The following is an 11,188-nucleotide window of genomic DNA, read 5'->3' as shown; positions in this document are numbered from 1 at the left end:
ATGAAGGTTTTTAAAATTACCATATATTCTTTTTTAATTTCTGCTTCACTCTGGAGCTGCATTCCTTCGTACAGTGCCTATCCAAAAGAGTATAACCAAGCAAAAGCTGACTTCCAAAAACAAAAGGCTTTTGTAGTGAATAAGGATCTTAAGAAAGAATTTGAGATTTTAAAACATTCTGATATTTATGAAATTGTAGAAGACAGTACCAATGTATCTAAGATAACACTGCATCCGATGAAAACCTATACTCCTCCTTGCGGAAACCCAATGATTGGAAGTATGATTACAGTCGGGTTACTGCCTTCAGCATTTCCTTATGATATTTTTTACAGTTATGATGTAGCTGAGAATAGTGCAACAAAAAATTATCAATACAAATTACAAGTTTATCAAAGCCTTTGGCTGTTTAATATATTCAGACTGGGGAGAACTTTTTCAAAACAGTCGGGGAAAGCTTTATTAGGCAGTTATATTGCTTCCAATAAATAAAAGCCCGTTATATATTTTTTTCAAATAAAGAAAATATGAACAAGAAAATTCAATTATTATCCATATTATTTTTAGGGTTCTCGTCGGTGGCGTTTTCCCAGATCAAGGAGGAAAAGCTGGTTCTTAACAAAAAAAGAGAGCCGGAAGTGAAGAAGATCGAGAAGAAAAAAACTTCTGTGGAAACTATCAAGAATTATCCGCCGGAAGAGAAATCGCAGACTCCTGTGAAGTATACCATCACGGATGTTCCTGCTGTTTCAGATTTTAAAACTTCAACTATTCAGGGAGAAGATGTAGCACCCAAATTTGACGGAACCGCTCAGAATAACTATTTTCAGTTTGGAATGGGTAATTATGGAAAAGTTCTGGTAGACGGAAACGTTTCAAAAACCCTTGAAAATAAGCTTGAAGTAGGAGCTGATGTTCATGTTTTGTCTACGAATGGTCTTAAAAAAGATTATGACTGGAAATCCGGGCAGACTTCTGCTAATATCGGAGCTTTCTTAAACTCTTACGGAGAAAAAGGGAAGTTTAACCTTAACGCTGAATATGGTTTAGACAGCTATAATTATTATGGAATCTACGCCATGCAGCCTACGGGAGAGCTTGATCTTAAACAAAAAGTAAATCAGTTTAAAGTAAACGGGTACTATGATTTTTATTCCAATGAAATCTTAAATGATGTAAGGGTAAAATCATCATTCCTGAAAGATCATTTTGATGCTTCGGAAAACCAGGTTTCCATTCTTGCAAACTTCTCCAAGCATGCTGTTGAATTAGGAAAATCAGGAATCAACCTGAATGCAGATTTGGGAGTAGGATTGGATGCTGTGAAGACAGATTTTGCCATCAGAGATAAAAACTCTTCCAACTTCTTCAATACCAGCCTGACCCCGAAAGTAACATTCAGCAAAGGAGATTCTTATTTGATGTTAGGATCTTCATTCTCTTTCCTGAATGCTAAAAATTCAGCAGAACTGGTTTCTCAGCAGAAAAACAATAAAACGTATTGGTTCCCGCAGGCGGAGTTCCAGTTTGCAGCTGCCAAAGAATTTAAATTCTACGGAGGGGTAGACGGAGGTCTGAAGCTGAATACCTATGGAGATATGTTGCAGACGAATCCATTCATCCTTTCTGACCAGTTTTTAAAGCCAACGGAGACGAAATATCATTTTTATGTAGGATTGAGAGGAGATATTGATGAAACGTTGAAATACGACTTCTCTGCAGGTTATGGAAAGATGAGAGATATTATGTTCTTCAAGGGCAACGGTCTTTTCGATAATACATCTGTAAACCGTTCTGCATATAATTTTGCCAATACATTCTCTGCAGTGTATGATGATGGAAACGTAAGTGATATCAAAGGGAGTGTACAATATTTCCCATTGGCCAATCTTATTATTGATGGAGAGTTAAGGTTTACAAAGTATGATCTTAAGAACTATGAAAATATTTATAACGTTCCTTTATTCAATGCAAGCATCGGGGCAAAATATACAATGCTTGACAAAAAGCTACTGTTAGGATTTAAAGGAATCTTTGCAAGTGACAGAACGACAAACTCTTATGCGATTGAAGGAGTAGGTGCTCCGAATGTAATTTACCAATCTACGGAGAATACAAACGATAAAGTAGGTGGATATGCTGATTTAAATCTTTCTGCAGAGTATAAAATTCACAAAAATTTCAGTATTTTCGCACTCGGAAATAATCTTCTGAGCTCAAAATACCAGACGTACAAAGGATATAAAGTCCTGGGTGCACAGATTCTGGGAGGAGTGAAAATTACTTTCTAAAACATGAAAGGCAATGATGATAAGTAATCAGGTATTACTTATTACTTATCATTCATTACTTATGAATACGGCTGCATAGTTTAATGGATAGAACTTCGGATTTCGGCTCCGACAGTGAGGGTTCGAATCCTTCTGCGGTCACAAAGCTCCTTTTTTAGGAGCTTTTTTTTATATTATGCCCTACACAACCCCTACTTACTATTTAATATAGATACCCTCAGAATTAGGGTGCTTTTGGTAATCCAGCCTGTTACTATTTTTATTGCTATTATTTCATCGTTATCTCTAATTCCTTTGTCTTTTATAGGTTTACCATTTCAACAACCGCTATGAACATCAAACAGTATTGAGAAACATGACAAACAAAATTTACACGACTGTAATTTATATCTACAGAATTGCTTTGTTATTGTTAGCATATCATTATAAATTGCACCATACAACAGACTCATTTTTATTTGAGTTTTCATGGTTATTAGTTTTTTTTCCTCAGAGAGATCTGAGGATTTTTTTACGGGTTATTTTCAATATAGAATTAGACGTTTTGTAATGTATTGTCAGATCATTGTAGGAATTGACAAGAGAACTTCTGTTGTTTATATCATCTTTAAGAGTGTATTAAATATTCAGAATTAAAAATGAATCTTACTGTTTTAATGGTTTAAAAATCAGCTTTTTATATTTGTTTTGTTGATGTTGATGGTATCTATGTCGTATGCTACAGCATACTGATGAGGTATCTGTAGCGTATATAATTTCTTTATTTCAACTTAAAATAAGATCAATTTTACCACATAATTTCAATGAGGTGAAAATGTATTTTAAGAACATCCGTTACACTATGGCAAAGGCATCAGGTATGTTTCTTTTGCTATGTTGTTTTTCTAATATGTATGCTCAGTTATACTTTGGGAAAGGTTATGATCTCAATATCAAAGACAGTGGTTCTTTCAAAGAAAATCAGGGCATATTACGAACTAAAGATAAGATGCTTGTCCCATTCAAAAATAAAATTTATCCAGAACAATCTCTCAAATTAAAGGAATTGGAAATGGCTTCTCTAATAGGAATGCAAATTCGGTCTCCTCCTTCTTTCAAATATATTTTATACTAAAATAATATAAACACAAATTTAAAATATAGTAACTCAGGAAAAGAGTAATTATAAGACTCTTTTCCTTTTTTCCAAATTATTGAACAAAATGAAAAGTAAATTTTACACAATTTTTGCCTTGGCAATTGGTACATTATCCTTCGCTCAAGTAGGCATTAATACACAAAATCCACAAGGAGTATTTAATATCGATGGTGGAAAAAACAATGCAGTAACAGGAGTTCCAACGGCAGCACAGTTAGCTGATGATTTTATTGTCACGACATCAGGATCTGCAGGCATTGGTGCAATTCCCGACGCTTCTGCTATTTTAGAGCTTAATGTAAGCCAGCTTGCATCAGGGAGCCAAAAGGGATTTTTAGGTCCAAGAGTAGCTTTAACAACGTATAATGATGCGTCTACAATTCCCAATCCTGCACTTGGTTTATTAGTCTATAATCTGGGAACTCAGGCTACCTTTACTTTTAAGGGATATGTTTATTGGGACGGAACCCAATGGAGACCTTTGGACGGCCGTTCGTTACAGACGGGAACAATAAGCAGTTTGAGATGTACTGACGCAACACTAAGCCCACTTACCTATACTGCCGGAACTCCTTACCAAGGTACCATGTCGATTCCTTATTCAGGAGGCAATGCAGGAATATATGGTTCACAAACGATAGGACCTGTAAACGGTCTTACTGCAACACTTCCACAGGGTAATTTTGCGCAAGGATCAGGTACTTTAAACTATACTGTTTCCGGAACACCAACAGTATCCAGTCCCACTACAACAACATTTCCCATTTCGATAGGAGGGCAGAGCTGTAGTGCAACAGTAGGCGTTGGGAAAGTTCTTGCACCTGGAGAATATCAGTTCTTTAATTATACATTACCAGCGACGTATGTAGGATTGCTGAGCACACAGGTTGGCGGAACTTATGATGCTATTTTAGGTGGAAAATTAAAATTAGACCTTAATTTTAATGCAAGTTCCAATCAGGGTTCAGGAGCTGTTACCTACAATCCTCGTTTGGTAAATGCCTCCAGTTCTAATATTAAAGTATGGTATTCTGCATTATCAAGTGTAGACCGCTTCCGCCGTTCGAACGTTTTATTAGCGCCTGGAGGTTATATGGAAACGGATAACGGAATTTATCTTAACTGGGGAGACAATATGAATAGTAGTTCTACTCCTGTAGCAGCTACCAGTTCCAGTGATGATTCTCAGGAGATAGAAACGGTAGATGTAATTGTTGATGGAATCTGGTATAGAATAATCGTTTTTGTTTCTGTAGATAATTTAAATGATACTGATCCCAACAATAATATCCGACGTGTTTTTATGACAGCACAAAGAATGTCTGCCTATTGATTTGATATGAAAGTATAAAATAGAACAGATGAATGCACCTTAATTCATCGTATCCGGCAGATGATTCTGTCTGCCGGTTTATAAAATATCCTCAATTCAACGATTCTAACAATACAGACTAATGAATTTTAAAGAGATTCCAATAGGACCATTAATTGAAAAAGAAGTTGCAGAGTGTGATATAGAACTATCCCGTATCTGTAGCTTTATGAAATGTACAGAGCAGGAAATACGAAGAATGTACAAGGCTACAAGCATAGAAACAGAAAATCTGTTGAAATGGAGTAAATTATTAGAATATGATTTTTTCAGACTGTATTCACAACATCTGATATTATATGCTCCTGCAATAGCAGGTAAAAACACAGAATATAAACAGAACAAAAAAACAGGTTTACCCCAGTTTCGTAAAAATATTTATACGAAAGAAATCATTGATTTTATTCTGAGACAAATAGAGTCGGGAGAAATGTCAAAAACAGAAGTAATAGAACATTATAAAATTCCGAAAACAACACTGTATAAATGGATATGGAAGTATAAAGACGAAGAAAATAAATAATAAACATCTTATGGGAAAATTAATACCTGATTATAAAAGAATCTATAATGATATCATTGTAAAAGAATTTCCGGAAAAAAAAGATTCCTGTCAACGGTTATTACAGAAAGAAAGCTTATCAGTTGTGGATATTATGGAACTGAATGAAAAAATTTTTGGAACTCCGGATAGGGAAGCTTTTGCTGCCAGCCAGAGACATCGGTCATTTAGAAAAAAGGATATACTTAAAATACTTGATTATCAGAAAAAAAATAAACTCAACAATATCCAGCTTGCCTCTCACTTTAAATTAAGTCGTAACACAGTAACTAAATGGAGAAAAAATTTTCTAATCTAGAAATGTGTTATAACAATAGATCAACCCAAAATATGTTAGCTTTTTAGCTATGAGAGATATAAAAGATAATAATAGGAGGTCTGAAAAGGAGCTCCTTTTCTGTATACCTAAAAACTTATCGTTTGTTTTTTTGTTGTTTTTAAGAGTAATTAAAAAATATTAATTTTTATATGGATAATTATTATCTTTTGAGTAATTATTTATTAGTAATGTTGCGTAAAATATTGAATTATATAAAAGACCTGCATATTGATCCTGATACGGACATGCTTAAGTGTATTGATGCTCAGAGATTAAATTTGTTTGCATTTTCTATCGGAGTTGTTTTGCTTCTGAGTGGATTAAGAGATTTGTTATTTGGCTTCAAAGCTTTTTTTGGAGGACTATTTGTGCTCGGTGGAATTTTTCTTCTTCTTTTCTTTTTTACGAAAGCACGCCAGAATATTTTGATATGCTTTACTGTTATTGAGCTTTCTATGATATTGGTTTTTTATTTTTCATCCACATCAGGCTTCGAAAATGGTTTGTCTTTATATTATTTTTTGCTTCTTAATACTTCATTATTTGTTTTTAATACAAGGGAAAACTCGAAGTATATCGTCGTGGTTTTTGCTACTGCATTTATTCTTTTTCTGATAAGCCATTATTATGATTTTAGGATATTCAGGGTTGCAGGAACGGAAAATTTAGAGTTTTCAAAAAATCAGAGATTCTTTACTTTTATCAATGTGTTTGTATGGTTTGGAATTCTTGGCTATTTTATCCTGTCAAAGCACTTTATGATTTTGAAATTATACCAGAAGGTCCTTCATGGTGAAAAAATAATGGCGGGTATGCGTGAAAAGCTCAACAGAAAAGATGATATAGATTTGGAAAACCTGGTGAAATTTGCCATGAATGATGATATCGCTTTTATACCCAAAATGAAATCTTCATTTCCCAACTTATATGATAGCCTTACTGAGATAAACCCGGATATTACAGCAGATGAGTTCAAACTATGTGCTCTTCTTAAGCTGGGTTTCACTACAAAAGATATAGCGGAATACAATTGTATTTCGGTGCGGACAGTTCAGACGAGAAAAAGCAGACTTAGGAAATCATTCAGAATATCTTCTGATACAGATCTTTATAAATGGATAGATACTTTATAGTGGGAAATATATCAGTAATTTATAAAATCATAATGGAATGAAAAAAGAAAGATAAGCATATTGCCCATCTTTCATTGTACACTTAAATACAAATAATACTCAATATCGCTAAAAAAGCTACTTGATTATATCTGGTTTGTTGTATCCTTCACTACCTTTCTCATTTATTAAGATATAGTTTCTTGAAGTGACTGCCTTTACTATCGGAAGAGCCTGTCGCTGATGCCTGATCATGAGCTGAAACACTTTTATGATTAGATTTGAATAACCACATCCCTGCTACTATCATCCCAATGGGGATGAAGAAAAATAAAACCAATCTTTTTACATTATTCTTTTTCATAAAGCAAAGCTATACAATAAGGTAACTTGAAAAATCATCACAGCTGTAGTAATTAAACGATAGGACTGACAATTTTTATTGTGATTAAGAAGGGTTCATAGCCAAAAAAACTCTTCTTAAACTTTAAAATACCACCAGGACAACATATCTCAAAACAGCAAAACCCCTGCAAATTGTTAACTACACAATAATTTTTAATTTATTTTTTATGTACCTGATTTCGATCTCCTAACCTGACAAGATCAACAGTGTTTTTAATATTCAGTTTTTTGTAAATTCTTGCCTTGTAAGTGCTTACTGTGGAAAGATGGAGGCTTAATTCATTTGATATTTCAATATTCCCATACCCCTTAACCAGCAGATCAAATATTTCCTTTTCTCTTTCGGATAAAGTTTCCAATGGATTTATTGGGGCATCTTTTTTAGCAGAAGAAACCAGTTTTTTCACAATCTCAGGAGAGTAGTAGGTTCCGGTTTCAAAGATTTGCTGAACTGCTTCCAGAATATTGTTTTCATCTGATAATTTATTGATATATCCATCGGCACCTTCAATGATATACTGTACTGCGATATCATTGTCATATACAGAGAAAACCAGAATTTTAAGATTGGGCTGTATTTTTTTTAATTCGCCAATCATGCTTAGATATTTGCTTTCCGGCATATTGATGTCCAGGATAAGCAGATCGAATTCTTCGGCATATAATTTATCCGTGAGTTCTGTATAAGATTCTGCACATGAGATTTTTACGTCTTTGTAGTGGGATTCCAAAATCAGAGTTGTACCTAGTCTTACCACAAAATGATCATCAGCAATAATAATTTTTCTAGTCATATTTTTGTTTTTTTATTTTAATGGATACAATGGTTCCATTGGGGATGTTATTTTTAAATTCAATTTTACCATTGATCATCATAAGGAGCTGAAGGATGAGGTGCAATCCTAAGCTGTATTTTTGCAGCACGAGCTTCTCATTTTCGATATTATCCTGAAGCTTTTCATAATAGGTCATCTGTTCTTTACTCATTCCTTTACCGGTATCCCTAACTTCCAGAAAGAAGATACTCTCATCCTCAATGGTAGAAAGCTCGATCATTCCATTGGTGGTATTTTTAATCGCATTGTCTATGAGGTTATGGATGATAACGGCTACTACATTCTGATTGATCTTTGAATAAGTGGGATCTTTAATATTGCTGACAATAAGAGTATTTTGTTCTTTGGCAGCCACTTCAAAAAGTGCTTTTTTGGCTTCTACAACTTCATAAACATTATAAGTTTCATTCTTTTCAGAAATATTATAAATTTCTGCATACTCCTTTAAGGTTTTCACGAAATTGTAAAACTCTACTGAAGATTTGTAGAAACTTTCAAAATGTTTCTTTTGAATATAACGGTCATGCTCATCAGTTTCATACAGCTTTTTGGCAGTTATAGACAAGAATTTGATGGGCGTAATAATATCATGACTGATTGTTTCCAGGAGTTTTTTCTGTTGCACGCTTTCTTTTCGAAGCTGTTCTTTGGTATATTCTAATTTTGAGACTGTTTTTGATAATTTCCGGGTCCTTGTTTCAATGATGTCTTCAAGTTCCTTCTTTTTTAATATTTGTCTTTTTATTCTAAGCTTTATCAGCTTTAATGCAAAGACAGATATAAACAGAATAGCAAAAAACTTAAAGATGAGTATCTGATAAAACAGGTGTTTTACATTGATATTAATTGATTTATAAATATATTTTCCCTTCGGAGAAGTTAACACCCTCACAATAAGCTGATAGTGGCCTGGGGCAAGATTTGAAATACTGTATTTGCCATCACTATTTACTCTTTCCCATTTTTCATTCTTAGATCCCTTCAGTTTTGCTTCGATTACCAGATTGGCCCTGTTGGCATAATACGGTACATCTACCCAAATTGTTGCTTTATAGAAATTATTTTCCAGGTTAATATTTTGCCCCTCTATACTGCTTTTTGAATCATAAAAAACAACCCGTTCCAGAAAAAAGTTTTTAGGATAATAACTTCTTATTTTCTGGGGGTCGAAAAATACCAGGCCTTTAATGGAAGGGAATACAAAATTTCCATTCTGAATAACCGAAGCACTGGGTGAGCATCCTCCGTTAAATTCATTTGTATTAAAGCCGTCTTCCTTGCTGTATCGGTAATAGTTGGGCAAAGTTTTTCTGTCTTTGGCATATTGCAGAAGATTGTTTTTCAGTACCTGAAACAGTCCGTTATTAGTGCTGATCCAGAGAAATCCTCTTGGGTCCTCCAGAATGGTATGTGAAAATAGAAGATAGTCGTTTTTATCTTCGGGCATTGTAATAAGCTCTTTATTCTTATAAAGGAAAAATCCATTTCCCTGGGTCATGATCCATAAATTGCCATCTTTTGTTTTTGTGATTTCTCTTACATGTAAAGAGCCGACAGATATCTTTTTAGGAACAAAAGTAGGAGCTTCTATTAAAAACAGTGCGTCTCTTGTTCCTACCAGCCATTTATCATGCCGATATTGATATACAGTGGTTACAATATTAGGGAAGGAAAATTGTAAGAATGGGGTTTTAAAATCTGAGTCTCTGTAAAAGGTAAGGAGAGATTTCAGAGTAGGTTTGTGAAATGTTACCATGAAGTAATTTCTTACTTTCCATACATAAGAAGGTTCATTTTGGAAACTGAGGTTTTCTTTTTTAGAATAATCAGACCTCTTAAGAAAGCGTAGTAAACCAGATTCTCCCTGAACAAGAATATTCTGTTGATGATCATACAAGGAAAAAAAGCTGCTTGTGGTATTAAAATGATACTGCTTTACCAATCCGTTTTCATTGTATACATCACCTAAGGAAGTGATTACCTTATCATCTTCAAAAGGAAGTATTGAATAAAAAATATTTTCATAGGATTTATCTGATTTGTTGGCAACATGAAAATTGTTGAATTTTATTACATTTAACCCATCAGATAATGTTCCAAGGTAGAGTTTATTGTTTACTTCATCATGATAGATGGCAGATAGGGAGTTTTTATTAAGGTCATAATCTTCTAGTTTTTTTAAACTAAAAGTATTACGTTCATAGCCTATTTTATACAGTGTATGATTCAGGATAATAAAAGATTGGTTATTGATCTGACTCCAGTACACTTCTATACCATTTTTAAAGAAAATATCAGGAGCATCCAGATAAGTTATTCGGGTAGGAGAGATTTTAATTATTTTTTGTAATGATCTTGAAATGATAAAAATAGTCTGATCAAAACAAAATGTATCTGAAATATAGTTTTTAGGCAGGTCCTTCAGTGTTGTAATTATATGATCCTTGTACTGTACGGTTCCGTCATGCAATAAGTGATAATAGTTTTTTTTATCAAAATAAATAAAGAAATCTTTATTTTCAAACTGATCTGATAAAGCATTCTTTGTAAAAATAAAGTTCGATTTGCTTTCACGTAATACCCTTTGCAGGCAGCCTGATTTACGAGTAAGAACACTTACATTTCTTTTAGATATTAATGCTGTATTTTCATCAAAAGCTGTGTTATTGTAAATTGTATCTTTCTTTGAATTTCCAAAAAAAGAGGTAAACCTGTTATTCTTAAAGTTGAGATGATTATAAGTGACAAAATTATTTCCGTCATACCTCACCAATCCGTTTTCTGTACTGATCCAGATAAATCCGTATTGATCCTTGGTAACGTCTTTTACACTGTTCTGAGGAAGTCCTTTATCTGTATCATACCATATAGAAGCGGACTGCTGGCTGTTGTACAGTTGTATATTGATAAGAAATAGGAATATAAGTTGCTTATAAAACATTTTTAATACTTGTAATTATAAAGTATTCATGGAATTAGTATTCTAAAGATTATCAAATTTTAACAGCCGGCAGAAGTGTTGAGCATCGTTTTAAAACTACATGCTTTTACATTTATAATAATAGTTGTGTTAATTATCAGGGCTGTCAGAATGAGCACGATGTGTAAATCAAATGCTTGCCAACCTTTGTATTGTGTAATGAATCTGAAAGT

9 protein-coding genes and 1 tRNA gene are annotated in these 11,188 nt (G+C 33.6%); 8 read left to right on the top strand and 2 right to left on the bottom strand.

Going from position 1 to position 11,188, the window contains the following annotated elements; genetic code table 11:
- From DEU39_RS08020 to DEU39_RS07985, 8 genes are all read left to right on the top strand, one after another.
- A complete protein-coding gene (locus DEU39_RS08020; protein WP_120231555.1) occupies positions 1-492 on the top strand; it encodes a hypothetical protein in 492 nt (163 codons plus the stop codon).
- A 35-nt stretch (positions 493-527) separates the two neighbouring features.
- Entirely contained in the window at positions 528-2,291 is a 1,764-nt protein-coding gene (locus DEU39_RS08015) for a TonB-dependent receptor (protein WP_120231554.1), read from the top strand.
- A gap of 69 nt (positions 2,292-2,360) precedes the next feature.
- A tRNA-Arg gene (locus DEU39_RS08010) sits at positions 2,361-2,432 on the top strand.
- Between the two features lie 700 nt (positions 2,433-3,132).
- Positions 3,133-3,405: a hypothetical protein gene (locus tag DEU39_RS08005; RefSeq protein ID WP_131797530.1), complete on the top strand. Its 273-nt coding sequence runs from the start codon at positions 3,133-3,135 to the stop codon at positions 3,403-3,405.
- Between the two features lie 88 nt (positions 3,406-3,493).
- Positions 3,494-4,762, top strand: coding sequence for a hypothetical protein (locus DEU39_RS08000; RefSeq protein WP_120231552.1), 1,269 nt, complete (start codon positions 3,494-3,496; stop codon positions 4,760-4,762).
- Between the two features lie 121 nt (positions 4,763-4,883).
- Positions 4,884-5,324: a transposase gene (locus tag DEU39_RS07995; protein ID WP_120231551.1), complete on the top strand. Its 441-nt coding sequence runs from the start codon at positions 4,884-4,886 to the stop codon at positions 5,322-5,324.
- Between the two features lie 10 nt (positions 5,325-5,334).
- Entirely contained in the window at positions 5,335-5,661 is a 327-nt protein-coding gene (locus DEU39_RS07990) for a hypothetical protein (protein WP_062675227.1), read from the top strand.
- Positions 5,662-5,831: 170 nt separating this feature from the next.
- Positions 5,832-6,815, top strand: coding sequence for a helix-turn-helix transcriptional regulator (locus DEU39_RS07985; protein ID WP_228436694.1), 984 nt, complete (start codon positions 5,832-5,834; stop codon positions 6,813-6,815).
- 542 nt (positions 6,816-7,357) lie between these two features.
- On the opposite strand, the gene DEU39_RS07975 is transcribed toward DEU39_RS07985, so the two are convergent.
- Positions 7,358-7,993 (bottom strand): response regulator transcription factor, encoded by a 636-nt coding sequence (locus DEU39_RS07975; protein WP_062675225.1) that lies wholly within the window; start codon positions 7,991-7,993, stop codon positions 7,358-7,360.
- A complete protein-coding gene (locus tag DEU39_RS07970) occupies positions 7,986-10,976 on the bottom strand; it encodes a two-component regulator propeller domain-containing protein (RefSeq protein ID WP_120231549.1) in 2,991 nt (996 codons plus the stop codon). The genes DEU39_RS07975 and DEU39_RS07970 overlap by 8 nt, the downstream gene beginning before the upstream one ends.
- Between the last annotated feature and the right edge of the window lie 212 nt (positions 10,977-11,188).

The organism is Chryseobacterium sp. AG363, from assembly GCF_003610675.1.
Lineage (GTDB): Bacteria > Bacteroidota > Bacteroidia > Flavobacteriales > Weeksellaceae > Chryseobacterium > Chryseobacterium cucumeris.
Note: the sequence above shows the minus strand (reverse complement) of the source record. Positions and strands in the feature narration are given on the sequence as shown.